Source organism: Leptolyngbya sp. FACHB-321, assembly GCF_014695975.1.
Classification (GTDB): Bacteria; Cyanobacteriota; Cyanobacteriia; order Leptolyngbyales; family Leptolyngbyaceae; genus Stenomitos.
This window is the reverse complement of sequence record NZ_JACJPI010000046.1, coordinates 120,885-135,797: the sequence shown is the minus strand read 5'-3', so window position 1 is coordinate 135,797 and position 14,913 is coordinate 120,885. Positions and strand designations below refer to the sequence as shown.

The following is a 14,913-nucleotide window of genomic DNA, read 5'->3' as shown; positions in this document are numbered from 1 at the left end:
TAATAGACCGAGGGCTTGACCTCCATCATTGGTGATACTGAAACTAAAACAAGTTGCTATGCAGCCTTCAGGGCTCTGCTTTAAGCTTTTTGGCTTTCCTGGTGCCTATGGCGTAGTGGTCCCACCCTGACCCATCCCGAACTCAGGTGTGAAACATTACAGCGGCAAAGATAGTTGGGGGGTAGCTCCCTGCAAAAATAGCTCGGTGCCAGGTTGATTCTTCGGCAAACGGTGGGGTAGTCCAATGCGGCTATCCCACCGTTCTATTAAGTAACCTCCTGCTGAAATCCTTCTTATAACCATGCTCTAAGTGTTAAGACGCAGCATCTTTGAGAACTGACTCTATCATGTGGCGCAGGAAGTCGTACTAATTCCTTAAATACCTACCAGCTACAGATAGCCCTTGGAGAATGGAGTGCCAACCCGTAGTCGAAGCAATAACTGCTTAGGTCATTGCCTCTGACTTTTATCCGCATTAATAATCGTAATGTGTTTATGTCTTTGGGCAACTTCCAACGCAAGCTTAACTTGAAATGCTGCCATACTCGCTCATAAGGCTTTGCCCTGCTCAAGGCGTACGGGTTGATTCTTAATGTATGGGACGGTTGAAACATCAAGATCATTTTGGTCGGAATCTGTAATCGTTTTGCTCTATGAGCACCAGCTTGCTCCAGTTGCATGATAAGAATGCAGCCCTTATAGCGCTTACTGACTAAGTTCAAGAACGCCTAGAAGCAATTGCTATTGAGATAGGTGAATTCATAGAAGAAGTGTTTGCCTGTAGCGGGTTTCACCACGCCATAAAGATAAGTCACTTTGAACTGCCATTGCACTTTGCCTTTAGGCTTAACACTCTTGGTGATGATCTTACGCCCACTGACGGTCTTGAGACCGAGTCTCGTCTCGTCTTGGTAAAAACAGCGCGCCTGCCCGCTCAGTCCCGGCACAACTACGGCATACTAAGCTAGCAACGCGAGGTTCTCAGCGAGCTTGTTTAGATGCCTCCCAATGAAGGCATCGGTATTCGCCACGCTCACCGACGCGCCATCTTCAGTGAGGTTTTGAGACTGTAATGCACCAGTTGATGCACTGTTTTGTAGAGAGCACTTAGGTTAAGTTCCGTCTCTAACCACCGACAAATCTCACCGTAGCTGGGTTGAAGTTTTTACTTTGGTGCCAACCGTTAGTTAAGTGCCTCTTATGACCACTGAGGAATGCTTTGCGTCCCGTTTAGGGTGAATGGGTGAGCATAGCGGCGAGACCACCAGTGCAATATATGAGGAGCCACTCTTGCACAGTGACGCGATGGTGACCAAGTAGGGTCGGTAGACCTAAACTGTAGTTGTCTGCCCAGTCTTGAGCAGATACAGCAGTTGGATATGTTTTATTCTCAGAGGCAGTCTTTTGGCTGCGAAGCCATTGTTTCAAGTCTGTTTCCGTTTCAGTGACCTCGAGCTTGCAAACGCCTGCCATGTCTGCTAATTGAACCCAACTGCTACTTTGTACCATCTGTAGCTTAGCTTTGAAGAATTGGTATAACGGAGAATAGAGGGCAGTGATAGGAAGAGACAATGCCCTCTATTCAATATGCGCTTAACCAAAACTGATTGCTACGGGCACTAACTGGCTTGAACTGCTAAGCCAGAAACATCAGTGACCCTAATCTACCTTGCTATAATCCGGCTCATGTCAAGCGACTGCATAAAATTCGACCCCGCAAAACTTTTAAGACATCCTTTTAGCTCTAGATTTCACCTGCTTGCCAGTTGCTTAAATCACCAGGTGATCGTCATTAATGAGTTAAGACTGATCTAAATTGTAGTTGTGCCCTCCATCGCCTGTTCAGCTACATTGGTTAATTGGGTGTGTTGCTTGAAAGTCCCTCATGTAAACCTGAAGATGGCTAGAAAACTGCCGCTACCCAAAACAGAATCGCTGACTATTAAGACTCCTTCAACAACTAAGCGTTTAACCAACACACTGAAGTCTCGACTGCATGCGCCAGAGCCAGGTGGCTTTGGGCATTTTGCAGTGGGTGCATTGGCAATCGCCGCTGCTCTCCTAACTGCCAGCCAGTCCAATTTAAACGAACTCCTAGAGCGGCAGGTACAAACGCTGTTCTTTGAATTACGTGGTCCAGTTGCGCCGCCGGAGAATGTAGTTATCCTGACAATTGACGAAGAGTCAATTGCCCAGGGGACAAGCGTTTATATCAATGACCCCAAAAAGTATGCATTTTTAGAGCCATTGCAGAGATGGCCTTGGAATCGGGTAGCTTACGCCCGTGCGATCGACCGTTTGATGGCAGCAGGTGCGCGTTCAGTGGCGATCGATTTGATTTTTGATTCTCCCAGTAGCAGTGCTGATGGTGATCGTGCTTTTTTACAAGCGTTACAGCGGCACGCAGGACGAGTAACACTGGCAGCCCAATATGAAGAAACCAATACGTCGCAAGGTATGCTGACGCATCTCTTGGGACCGCATGAGATGTTTCAGACAAAGCCAATGTCCGTCGGCTTGATCAATTATTCTCTTGAGCCGAACAGCCGAATTCATCAGCTGGGCAGTCAATTTGCACGACAGATGGCGCAAACCAACCCCTCCAAACCACCTCAAGAGTGGTTGATTGGTTCGCAGACTGTGATGCCGTCATTGGCAGAAGCCACGATGCGAACGTCTCAGCTTCTGTATCCAGCGCCGCAGGGCGAGAATATGTTTTTCTACGGTCCTGCTGGCACCTTTAAGCAGATATCTTTTTGGCAAGTACTTGATCCTGCTACGTGGGAGACGCTAGTAGAAAGTGGTGTGTTTAAAGACAAGATTGTGCTTATTGGACCCACCTTTAGCCTGTCCCAAGACTTCCATGCTGCACCCTTCTCAGACACTCCTCTGTATCGTCAGCCTATATCTGGGGTAGAAATTAACGCGAATGCGATCGCTACATTGCTAGAGAATAAATCGATCGCCGATGCGATCGCTAATGCTCCACTTCAAGGCGCTTTTGTATTTGTGATCGTTATAGCCGCGGGCTATGTTCAAAGCCGAGCGAAGCGAGCCTTACGACGCTTTGCGGCAGCAATGGGCATTGTTCTCCTATGGGGTAGCTTTACCTATATTGTGTTTACCCAAGGTCGGTTAGTTTTACCAGCTGCAGTGCCTATGAGTGCCATCGCCCTCACCGGCACTACTTATCTTTTTATCGGCATTGTGAGCGAAAAAGTAAAACTTCGCCGCACTATGAAAGACTATGCAGGCTCACCGCTGATTCAAGAAATCATCAGCAAAAGTGAGCAAGATGATTTGAAAGATTTACTGCCCGAATATCGTGAGCAAGAGATGTTTGGGAAAAAACTCGCAGGGCGCTACACGATCCGAAAAGTACTTGGTTCTGGGGGTTTTGGCGAAACTTATATCGCTGATGATACCCAACGACCTGGTAATCCAGCTTGTGTTGTTAAACAACTTCGCCCTAACAGTAACAATCCTAAACTTTTTCAATTGGCACGACGGCTGTTTAAGCAAGAAGCAGAAACGCTTGAGAAACTTGGTAAGCATGAGCAAATTCCACAGCTTTTGGCATATTTTGAGGAAGAGCAAGAGTTTTACCTCGTCCAGGAATTTATACCAGGGCAACCCCTCAGCAGTGAGCTTTCACTTGGCAGACAGATGCCAGAATTTAAGGTGGTAACGATTTTGCAAGAGCTGCTGATAATTCTTACATTTGTCCATAGCCATCATGTCATTCATCGCGACATTAAACCGAATAACATTATTCGCCGGCAATCTGATGGCAAACTTGTCCTGATCGACTTTGGAGCCGTTAAAGAAGTTAGTCAGTTAGCCGTAGACGAGGGGCACACGGGCATGACAGTTAGTATTGGCACTCAAGGCTATATGCCCAATGAGCAATGTGCAGGTAACCCTCGATTCAATAGTGATCTTTACGCTGTGGGCATGATCGGCATTCAAGCCTTGACTGGCTTATTACCTAGCCAGTTAATGCAAGATAAAAGCACAGGCGAGATACCCTGGAAACACCGAGCGCAGGTCAGCTATGCCCTTGCGGGAGTGCTCAATAAAATGGTGCGTTACGACTTTAGAGACCGCTATCAGTCAGCGACAGAAGCACTCCAAGCACTGAATAGTCTAGGCGACAACGTGTTAAAGCCATCCACCCCACTAGCTAATCCTTTACCACAACCTGATCCGTTGCCACTCCAATGGGACGCGGAGACTGATACACCTGATGCACCGATCGCGGCTTCTACTCAGCCTTGGCCCGCAACTTTTGGGGATGCCAATTCTTACGTACCAACGACAGAAGCGGCGGCTGAAAACGACACCAACTTAAGTTGATATGCATCCTACCGCTAGAAATTAGGGTTCAGTCTCAGCATTGTCGCCTGCTATAACTTCCGTCGCTACAGGCTCGGACAGCTTCTCCCCATCAGCAGTAAGCGTGGGTTGAATCACGAACGGTAAAAAAGCACCTTTCAAGCCTCGTTTGATGCGTTCAGGCGTTTCTTCAAAAACGACAAAGAGGGGATAGGTGTTGTCTGCCCCTTCACTCAAAATGTGCTTATAGCGCAACGGCAGTTCCCACTCATAGCCACGACTCAACACTACCTGCGTTTGTCGCCATCGGCTAAGTAAACCAGAGAAATCCTCCTGTGATCGATGGATAAAAACAAAAATCTCTACTCCAGTTTTAATCTTCCACTCTGGATCGCACATAAGAATCGCCAGATCGCACGGCAGACAGAGGGCTTCCGTGCCTGTACCCCCTGGACTACTAGCAGCATTACCGTGACGAAACCTGACGATCGGCAACGGGATCGTAATTAGGCTCTCATCCGGACGACGCATACTAGGCAGCATTTCGAGATAAGGGCGATACTGCTTAAGCAGGTCGATCGCCCCTAGTGCATCGCAACACTCAGCCAAAACTGCTTCGTAGTGAGTTCGGTTAATAGACATACTTTCGCTGACGATCAGACCTAGCCCAGCTTTTCAAAGACTGCAAACATGGGCAAGTACATTGAGAGCAAAATCGAACCAACCATGCCTCCCAAAAAGAGGATCATAATCGGCTCCATAATGCTGGTCAACGCTTTCACTGCTTGCTCCACCTCATCCTCATAAAAATCTGCCACTTTCATCAGCATTTGATCGATTTCTCCTGTTTCTTCCCCAATGCTGATCATCTGAATTGCCATCAGTGGGAAAACCTGCTCTCTCTGAAGCGCAATACTAATCATGCCGCCTGTTTGAATTTCTCGTCGTGCTTCATCCACTGCGTTAGCAATAATCTGATTACCTGCTGTGTCACGCACAATTTCTAAACAGGTCAGAATCGGTACGCCTGATCGTGTTAATGCACCAAACGTACGGCAGAAGCGAGCAGTAGCGGTCTTTTCGATTAAATCGCCAAACAAAGGCATTTTTAAGGAGAGACGATCGATCGTCTCACGTCCCACTCGCGTTTTATAGTATTGCTTGTAAGCAAACATACAGACGGGAATGATAACGATTAGGATCAAAACTTTAGGGCTACGTAAAAATTCACTAATTGACATCATTACCCGCGTAAACAGTGGCAGCTCAACCCCAATATCTGCAAAGATATTGGCAAAGACAGGCAGCAGAAACACCGTCATTGCCACGAAGATGATTGTTGCCAATACTCCTACCACTACGGGATAAGAAAGTGCCGCTTTAATCTGGTTTTGGAGCCGCGCCACGTCCTCCAGCAGTTTTGCTAGACGGTTTAGCACCTCATCCAGCACACCACCGACTTCACCCGCTTGAATCATAGCGACGTAGAGGTTGTCGAAGCAGGCAGGATGCTTTCGCATTGCGTCTGACAGGTTCATCCCTTGCTGCACATCAGTACTGATATCTAGAAGTGCTACTTTGAATTTAGGGTTTGTGCATTGCTCAGATAAAACGCCCAACCCTCTCACCATTGCTACGCCTGCATTAACTAGCACAGCAAACTGTCGGGAGAACACGGCTTTGTCTTTGACCGTTACCTTCGCCATTGAAGCTTGGAACTTCTTCATGTCGAGGTTGAAAGATAGCCCTTCATCTTGTTTCAGGTCTTGAATGAACAGACCCCTTTCTCGCAGAGCAGTACGGGCGTCACTAATGGTGTCGGCAACGATTTTTTCTTTCTTAGCGTTTCCTTTAACGTCTTGAACACGAGCAACGAAGGTAGGCATAGTGGATACCAAAATAGCAAAATGATTAAACCGATAAACCCCGCACGCTCTTAATCGACTTATAGCACTTCAGGCACTGCTGAGAATGGCACCGAGGTAAGCGTACTTTGAGACGTTGAAACAGATTGTACTGCTGCAAAGAAGCGATCGCTTAACGAACAAGGAGCCAAAGTGGCTAGCGTCTAGTTAAGAATGCCTCTAAAGAATGACAAACCTTTAAAGCGATCGCTCAATTAACTCTAGCTGTCAAAACACAGAGGATAAACTACTAGCGTCTAGCGGCTCCAGCAGGCGCTGCACTCGCAGGCGCTCCACCAATAAGCCGCTGAATTTCATCAGGACGTGATGTCTTTGACATCGCAGCTTCAAACGAAATTAGACCTGCTTTGTACTGGTCAGCAAGTACCTTCTCCAGGGTTTGCATCCCGATCTTGCCCCCCGTTTGAATCGCAGAGTAGATCTGAGCCGTTTTGCCTTCTCGGATCAGGTTGGAGATTGCAGGTGTGATAATCATGATTTCCTGCGCCATAATCCGACCATATTCACCTGGTTTAGGGTTTTTCTTTGGTACTAGAGTTTGGCTAAAGACTGCTACAAGTGAGTTAGACAACTGAACTCTTACCTGTGTCTGCCGCTCGGAGGGGAAAACGTCAATCATCCGGTCAACGGTTTGCGAGGCTGAACTAGTATGTAGGGTGCCGAAAACAAGGTGCCCTGTTTCAGCGGCAGAGATGGCAAGAGAGATAGTTTCTAGGTCACGCATCTCACCAACGAGCACAATGTCAGGATCTTCACGCAGAGCAGCTTTGAGTGCGTTGGCAAAACTCTTGGTATCTTCGCCTAGCTGGCGCTGGTGTACCAGGCTTTTAATAGGTTCGTAGACAAATTCGATCGGGTCTTCGATCGTCAGAATATGTTCAGCACGGGTACGGTTGATCAGGTCGATCATGGCAGCCAGAGTGGTCGTCTTACCAGAACCAGTGGGTCCAGTTACCAAGATCAAGCCTCTGGGTTTTTCAGTCATGTCGCGGACAACATCTGGAAGACCAAGTTTCTCAAAGTTAGGGATCTTTGAGCTGAGCGCTCTTAAGCAAGCAGCGTAGGTGCCTCGGTCTTTGTAGACGTTGACCCGGAACCGTGCTAAACCGCGTACCCCATAGGAACAGTCTAGTTCCCAGTTTTGCTCCAAATTTTTTCGCTGCGTGTTGTTGAGCATACTGAAAATCAGCCGTTGACATTCTTCAGCCGTAAGTGACTGGTCGCCGATCGGCTGCAAGTGACCGCTGATGCGAAAGTACGGTGGTAGACCAGCCGTCAGGTGCAAGTCGGAGCCACCCATCTCGATCAACTGCTCCATCAGGTCTTCAATCATCAACTCCATAGAGCTTGCTCCTTTGGGAAATGGTTTAGTGCATTATCGATCGTCTGCCATTAAGGGAACGATCGCCTGATCTAGAAAATGATCACGGGTTCAAAGAATGTGAACAGCTAGGCATATAGTCTACCCATTCATCATGCCTGAACCCTCAGAGTTGAAATGACTTTTTTGCTTTAATGAGCGTGCTTGCCAACCAAAAGCTAACGATAAAGAACCAACTATTTCCTAAGTTCAATTCTTAATCCTGAAAGCGTTGGGTCATACAGTACGGACAATCGATCCACTCCTGTTTGAGGTCGGCGCTGCAAACGCGGCAAGTCAAGGCAGACTTACGCTTAGCGCGTAGTTCAGCTTCCAAGCCAGTATCAGTAAAGGTAACTCGTTCAACCTCCTCAAGCGTTGTTTGACCAGTGCGAACAAGATTCAAGCTATACGCTAATAGCGTTTGCATCCCCTCCTCAACGGCAACCTCTTTGATCGCTTCAGTCGGAGCACCATCAGTGATAAGGTTTTGGAGCCGTTCAGTGATCCGCATGACTTCATAGACACCAGAACGTCCTTTATAGCCAGCCCCACCACATTTGGCGCAGAGTTGGTTACGCGCTCGCGCTTCCTGAATTTCGTTTGGTTGTAAAAAGTTAGCTTTATAAAGCGTCAGCTCACCTTCACTAGAAGCAGATAAACCGAAGCGGGCTAACTCTTCCCTGGTAGGCGTGTAAGGAATACGGCAATCACTACAAACGCGGCGCATTAGACGTTGTGCCACTACTCCCAGTAGAGCACCAGAAACCATAAAGGGTTCAACGCCCATTTCATCTAGACGGGCGATCGCGCCCGCTGCATCATTAGTATGCAGTGTCGTTAACACTAAGTGTCCGGTCAAAGCCGCTTCGATCGCTGTCTTGGCTGTCTCTCGGTCACGAGTTTCACCCACCAGAATTACATCTGGATCTTGACGCAGAAAAGCTCTCAGAATGGCAGCAAAGTCCATCCCCTTCTCTCGAATAACCTGTACCTGTGTCAAACCAGGTAAGGAATATTCAATCGGGTCTTCGGCTGTGCTGATATTGACACCGGGATCGTTACGTTCTGCTAACGCCGAATAGAGTGTAGTCGTCTTTCCAGACCCCGTTGGACCGGTCACCAGAATCAAGCCAAAGGGTCGCCGCACCATCTCCTGCACAATTTGCAGCGATTCCGGGTCAGTAATTAATTTATCCAACCCTAGCTGCGTAGCAGAGTTGTCAAGAATCCGCAACACAACTTTCTCACCGTAGCGACTTGGCAGTGTGTTAACCCGGAAATCCACTTTGCGACCGTCATAAATACGGCGAATTCGACCATCCTGAGGTGCGCGACGTTCAGCAATATCGAGTTGGGCAATAATCTTGAAACGAGCCGTAACAGCGGGAATAATCTTTTTAGGGAAGGGTTCGGCAAATGGTTCTCTCAACACACCGTCTTTGCGAAACCGCACACGCAAAGTTTCTTCCTGCGGCTCAATATGGATGTCTGAAACACCTTCCTGGAGCGCCTTGATCATGATCTTGTTAACTAGGGCGATGACAGGTGCAGCTTCGGCATCTGAAACATCCAGGTTGGCATCATCTTCATCAGGGGCATCCTGCAAATCCAGGTAACCTAACCCTTCAAGATCCTTGTTGACATCAACTTTGGACTGATCTTCCAGTTGCTTATCGCGCTTCTCTTTCTCGTCTAGATATTGATTAATAAGGCGGCGGTAATCTTCTACCGTGATGACGAGCCGCTGTAACGCCAATCCTTGAGGGCGCAAGCGACGATTCAGGTCATCCTGAGCTTGCAGGTTATCTGGGTCAACCATTGCCACCAGCACAAATGGTGGCTGATTGTCACTTTTGGAAAGCGGTACGAGGTTATAACGACGGCATAGATCGATCGGGATTAGCGTATCGATCAACTCGCTCACTTGAGTGCTAGTAATCTCGCTGACTTCAGGGTCAAGTGACTCTACACCATAGAGAATCTTCAACTCAAAGAGCTGCTGCTTCTTATACTGACGGAGTAGATCAGGCGGCAGTTGCTGTCCTGTGATTGACTCCAGCACGTCGAGCAGCGCTTTGCCAGACTTGCGGCTTTCGATCAGCGCTTGTTGCATCTGGGCGTTATTGACGTAGCCAGACTGGACGAGCTTGTTACCAAAGGGAGAAAAATTATTTTGAACGACGAGCGCACGACGTGGAGAAGAAGAGTTAGTCATAGCGAGTTGAAGAAGGTCTCCTGGTTTACTAGAATATGCCCACAAAACTTACAAAGAATCTCTAAAGCACTGTCTACGTTTTTCGGCGATCGCCCTACAGATCTGCTTCTTACCAACTGTGACGCTAAGACTAAGCAACGATCGAGGCACCAAAACTGATTGCTAAATTATGCTTACTAACTGCTGAATCGAAAAATTACTAAGTAGAAAAACTACTGCCACCCGTCTATGTACATCGTCTATAGCTACATGGCATAACTAAAGTCGCTGTGTGCGAGTCCGGGAGGAAACCGCGATCGACTAAGCCATAAGTGAGTTAGCCGTAACATATATAAATGAAACCATTAGGCTCGGCTACCTAACCTGGCTAATCGATGTCAAATTTTAACTTGTAAAAATCATAGCCCCTACAGTCTAGTTCGTCAGACGTTTGCAAGGTGTTTCATTTGAGTTCGCATGCGATCGCGGAGTAATTAGGCTGCATAATGCATCTGACTCACTTTAGACTCGATACAATACTTTGTATCGATCTGAGGCACAAAGCGGCATCTAGCATTTGTGTCGCTACGCAGATTTAGAGGCGTTCAGACGAATTTCTGCCATCGCTTCATTCTCAAAGCGTATAGGATTAAGTCTGGTAGCCGACCAAGCAGTCTTGAGGATTGGGATGAAACAGCAATGATTGATGAAGAGAATCAGCATGAGAGTGCACAAAGTTCAACATCTGGCACGTCAGAGTCCTCGGTGAATGCCGTTGATGCCCCGCTTCCAGATGGCTTTGGTGGAGAGCCTGCAATTGACTCTACCCTAACCGATAGCGACGTGACGGATATTCCTGTCGAGAACGCCCAGGCTACCGTCGTGAATGAAGAACCGCTTCCGAGTCAAGGTGGTTCGGCTGCATTAGCAGAGAAGGACAATGAAATCAATCTTTTGAGAGCGCAGCTAGAGGAGCGCACTGGTCAATACGTACGTATTGCTGCCGATTTTGATAACTATCGCAAACGTACTCAGCGAGAAAAAGAGGATCTGGAGCTACAAGTAAAATGCTCAACGATTAATGAATTGTTGCCAGTAGTTGATAACTTTGAGCGCGCTCGATCGCACATCAAGCCTCAAACAGAGCAAGAAACAACAATTCACAAAAGTTATCAAAGTGTTTACAAGCAACTAGTCGATTGCCTCAAACGGATTGGGGTGGCACCAATGCGCTCTGAGGGCAAAGAGTTTGACCCAGCTCTTCATGAAGCTGTCATGCGCGAGCCGACCGATCAGCACCCTGAAGGCACAGTGATGGAAGAACTAGTCCGTGGCTATGTCTTAGGCGAACGTGTGCTGCGCCACGCGCTGGTGAAAGTTGCTGCTGCCCCAGAGCCCGTGATAACCTCTGAGGAGACTGATCAGAGCGGTGCAGAAACCTAATTTTGCTTGATACGTTTAATTTCAAATTAAATTTGGGAATGCTTGAAAGCAGCACAGGCGAATGCCGTTTTCGTTGAAGAACATCAGCTTGACTCTTTGTCTGTGCTAGCTTCAAGCACCCACGTCCACCCCACGTATTCTTACCGCCACTTGTTATGGGAAAAGTCATTGGTATCGACCTGGGCACGACAAATAGCTGCGTTGCTGTTTTAGAAGGCGGTCAACCGATTGTCATCTCCAACTCAGAAGGCGGACGAACCACACCAAGCATGGTTGGCTTTGGCAAAGCTGGCGATCGACTCGTTGGTCAACTTGCTAAGCGGCAAGCTGTTACTAATGCTGAAAATACCGTTTTTAGCATCAAACGCTTCATCGGTCGCCGTTGGGAAGACACTGAAATGGAGCGATCGCGCGTTCCTTACAATTGCGTTAAGGGCAAGGATGATACAGTCGATGTCCAGATTCGTGGGCGCAACTTTACTCCCCAAGAAGTCTCAGCAATGGTGCTGCAAAAGCTCAAGCAAGACGCTGAGAATTACTTGGGCGAACCCGTTCAGCAAGCCGTAATTACTGTACCTGCTTACTTTAGCGATGCTCAACGCCAGGCAACTAAAGATGCTGGCACGATCGCAGGGCTGGAAGTATTACGGATTATCAACGAGCCAACGGCGGCTGCACTTGCCTACGGCATGGAAAAGCAAGATCAAGATCAATGCATTTTGGTCTTTGACTTGGGCGGCGGCACCTTCGACGTATCGATTCTCCAAATGGGCGATGGCGTTTTTGAAGTTAAAGCTACATCAGGCAATAACCATCTGGGTGGTGATGACTTCGACGATTGCATTGTCCGCTGGATGATCACTAGCTTTAAAGATCAGGAAGGCATTGATCTGTCGATCGACAAAATGGCACTTCAACGGTTGCGTGAGGCGGCTGAGAAAGCAAAGATCGAACTCTCAGGTACACTCACAACCTCGATCAATCTACCGTTTATTACAGCTGATGAAACAGGACCCAAGCATCTAGAAATGGAGCTGAATCGCTCGACGTTTGAAGAATTGGTCAGCCATTTGGTAGAAGGCACCATCAAACCAACGGAGCAGGCACTTAAGGATGCTGATTTGACCATTGATGCCATCGATCGCATCTTGCTAGTAGGTGGCTCTACTCGCATTCCAGCGGTGCAAGATGCCATTCGCAAACACTTCAACAACAAAGCACCGGATCGTTCAGTAAATCCGGATGAAGCGGTCGCATTAGGCGCTGCTATTCAAGGCGGTGTTTTAGGCGGCGAAGTTAAAGATTTGCTGCTGCTCGATGTAACGCCTTTGTCTTTGGGGATCGAAACACTGGGTGAGGTCTTTACCAAAATTATTGAACGCAACACGACTATTCCTACCAGCAAGACCCAAGTGTTCTCAACGGCAACAGATGGACAGACGTCTGTTGAAATCCATGCTCTTCAAGGCGAACGAGCAATGGCAAAAGACAATAAGAGCCTGGGTAAATTCCAACTTAATGGCATTCCTCCAGCCCCACGTGGTGTGCCTCAAATCGAAGTTTCGTTTGATATCGATGCAAACGGCATTCTTAAAGTAGCTGCGCTTGATAAGGGTACAGGTAGAGAGCAGAGCATTTCAACCACTAACACGGGTGGTTTAAGCTCTAGTGAGATTGAGCGGCTTCGTCTTGAGGCAGAACTCTTCGCTGATGAAGATGAGCGTCGCAAGAAACTCGTTGCGTTTAAGAATCAAGCAGACAGTTTGTTCTACAGCTATGAAGATACACTGCGCGATGCTGGTGAATTCATTGCAGATGACCTTAAAGCGCGGGCATTGGAAAAAGTGACGGACTTGAGAGCCGCTGTTGCTAATCCCACGATTTCGCCAGAAGATTTCAAGCAGCGCCTGGATGCTCTGCAAGAAACTCTATTTGCGCTTGGTGCCTCGGTTTACCAGCGCACTGAAGCCACTGAGGACGATGATGCTACCCACGTTAGCTCCCCGAACGAGGCAATTGATCCAGAGGATGATTACAGCTTTGAAAACGATGCTACTGTTACAGCCGATTATGAGGCTGTAGATTAGTTAAGGTATAGGAGTGGTTGATCGAAGGTGATGGTAGAAAAATCTATCTAAAGCCAACCTTCTAGACCCAGAACTTAGCCCCCCGCTCTAAAAAACTCTTTACCCCTCGCAGCAGCATTCTATGGCTCGTGACTATTACGAAATCCTTGGCGTTTCGCGCGACGCCGACAAGGAGGATATTAAGCAGGCGTATCGTCGTTTAGCACGTCGGTATCATCCTGATGTGAATAAAGAAGACGGAGCTGAAGAGCGCTTTAAAGAGATTAATCGTGCTTACGAAGTGCTCTCAGAACCAGAAACCCGTGCCCGCTACAACCAGTTTGGTGAGGCAGGTGTCGGCTCAGCCGCTGGAGGAGGCTTCCAGGACTTTGGCGATATGGGCGGGTTTGCCGATATTTTCGAGAGTTTCTTCAGCGGGTTTTCTGGTGGTGGTGTACCTGGTCAGGCTGGTCGGCGGCGCAGTGGTCCGATGCGGGGAGATGACCTGCGGCTTGACCTGAAGCTAGAATTCCGTGAGGCAATTTTTGGTGGTGAGCGCGAAATCCGCATCAATCACCTTGAAACCTGCACAACTTGTAGCGGTTCGGGTGCTAAACCCGGTACACGTCCTCGTACTTGTTCGACCTGTAGCGGTGCGGGGCAAGTGCGTCGTGCCACCCGCACACCTTTTGGCAGTTTCACGCAAGTATCTGTCTGCCCAACCTGTTCTGGCAATGGGCAGGTTGTAGAAGAGAAGTGCGAGGTTTGTGGTGGTAATGGTCAGCGGCAGGAAACAAAGAAGCTGAAGATCAACATTCCCGCCGGGGTTGACAATGGTACTCGGTTGCGCGTCTCTAACGAGGGCGATGCTGGACAGCGTAGCGGACCATCTGGCGATCTCTATGTTTACCTGTTTGTCAACGAAGATCCAGAGTTTCAGCGTGAGGGTATCAACATCCTCTCAGAACTAAAAATTAGTTACGTGCAAGCAATTCTTGGCTCTCGTGTAGAAGTGAATACGGTCGATAATGAGCCTCAGGAACTGTTGATTCCGCCAGGAACTCAGTCTGGTAAGGTGCTGACATTGGAAGGTAAAGGCGTACCGAAGCTTGGCAATCCAGTGAGTCGTGGTGATCATCTCATCACTATTTCGATCGACATTCCGACGAAAATTTCTTTGGAAGAGCGGGAGTTGCTGGAAAAGCTAGCGAAACTACGGGGCGATCGCATTGGCAAAAGCGGCATTGAGGGGTTCTTTGGTAAGGTGTTTGGCGCATGAATCCAGCACAATCCTTCTCTGCGACTCCCGATGCTCAACTCGATTTGCGCGGCATACCCTGCCCTATTAACTTTGTTCGCACCAAGTTAAAACTCGATCAGATGCAGCCAGGTACACTTTTAGAGGTGTGGCTTGATCCGGGTGAGCCGATCGAGCAGGTACCTGATAGCCTGACGATGGAAGGGTACAGCATTGAGCAGATTGAAGAACGCTCAGGCTTTTTTGCAATCCGAATTCGGCAACCTGTCTTAGGTGGAGAGCCTTGATTACGGTTAGGGTACTTGTCGTAACGCAGTTTTCTCCCACGA

10 protein-coding genes and 1 rRNA gene are annotated in these 14,913 nt (G+C 48.2%); 6 read left to right on the top strand and 5 right to left on the bottom strand.

Going from position 1 to position 14,913, the window contains the following annotated elements; all coding sequences use genetic code 11:
* Positions 1–97 precede the first annotated feature (97 nt).
* A 5S ribosomal RNA gene (rrf, locus tag H6F76_RS08925) occupies positions 98–214 on the top strand.
* A gap of 1,016 nt (positions 215–1,230) precedes the next feature.
* Here rrf and H6F76_RS08920 read toward each other — a convergent pair.
* Complete coding sequence (locus H6F76_RS08920; protein WP_190507519.1) at positions 1,231–1,509, bottom strand: hypothetical protein; 279 nt, start codon at positions 1,507–1,509, stop codon at positions 1,231–1,233.
* Between the two features lie 390 nt (positions 1,510–1,899).
* Between H6F76_RS08920 and H6F76_RS08915 the strand changes: the two genes are divergently transcribed.
* The gene (locus H6F76_RS08915; protein ID WP_190507517.1) at positions 1,900–4,356 is read left to right on the top strand and encodes a serine/threonine-protein kinase; all 2,457 of its coding nucleotides are present in this window, start codon (positions 1,900–1,902) and stop codon (positions 4,354–4,356) included.
* Positions 4,357–4,377: 21 nt separating this feature from the next.
* On the opposite strand, the gene H6F76_RS08910 is transcribed toward H6F76_RS08915, so the two are convergent.
* The 4 genes from H6F76_RS08910 to H6F76_RS08895 all read right to left on the bottom strand — a co-directional run bounded on the left by H6F76_RS08910 (position 4,378) and on the right by H6F76_RS08895 (position 9,838).
* A complete protein-coding gene (locus tag H6F76_RS08910; protein WP_190507515.1) occupies positions 4,378–4,977 on the bottom strand; it encodes a hypothetical protein in 600 nt (199 codons plus the stop codon).
* 20 nt (positions 4,978–4,997) lie between these two features.
* Entirely contained in the window at positions 4,998–6,221 is a 1,224-nt protein-coding gene (locus tag H6F76_RS08905; protein ID WP_190507514.1) for a type II secretion system F family protein, read from the bottom strand.
* A gap of 268 nt (positions 6,222–6,489) precedes the next feature.
* Positions 6,490–7,602: a type IV pilus twitching motility protein PilT gene (locus tag H6F76_RS08900; RefSeq protein ID WP_190507513.1), complete on the bottom strand. Its 1,113-nt coding sequence runs from the start codon at positions 7,600–7,602 to the stop codon at positions 6,490–6,492.
* Positions 7,603–7,837: 235 nt separating this feature from the next.
* A complete protein-coding gene (locus H6F76_RS08895; RefSeq protein WP_190449141.1) occupies positions 7,838–9,838 on the bottom strand; it encodes a GspE/PulE family protein in 2,001 nt (666 codons plus the stop codon).
* Positions 9,839–10,516: 678 nt separating this feature from the next.
* Between H6F76_RS08895 and grpE the strand changes: the two genes are divergently transcribed.
* From grpE to H6F76_RS08875, 4 genes are all read left to right on the top strand, one after another.
* Entirely contained in the window at positions 10,517–11,260 is a 744-nt protein-coding gene (gene grpE, locus H6F76_RS08890) for a nucleotide exchange factor GrpE (protein WP_190507541.1), read from the top strand.
* A gap of 155 nt (positions 11,261–11,415) precedes the next feature.
* Positions 11,416–13,347: a molecular chaperone DnaK gene (gene dnaK, locus H6F76_RS08885; protein ID WP_190449139.1), complete on the top strand. Its 1,932-nt coding sequence runs from the start codon at positions 11,416–11,418 to the stop codon at positions 13,345–13,347.
* Between the two features lie 121 nt (positions 13,348–13,468).
* Positions 13,469–14,605 (top strand): molecular chaperone DnaJ, encoded by a 1,137-nt coding sequence (gene dnaJ / locus H6F76_RS08880; RefSeq protein ID WP_190507512.1) that lies wholly within the window; start codon positions 13,469–13,471, stop codon positions 14,603–14,605.
* Positions 14,602–14,871: a sulfurtransferase TusA family protein gene (locus tag H6F76_RS08875; protein ID WP_190507511.1), complete on the top strand. Its 270-nt coding sequence runs from the start codon at positions 14,602–14,604 to the stop codon at positions 14,869–14,871. Before dnaJ ends, H6F76_RS08875 begins: the two co-directional genes overlap by 4 nt.
* The last annotated feature ends 42 nt before the right edge of the window (positions 14,872–14,913 follow it).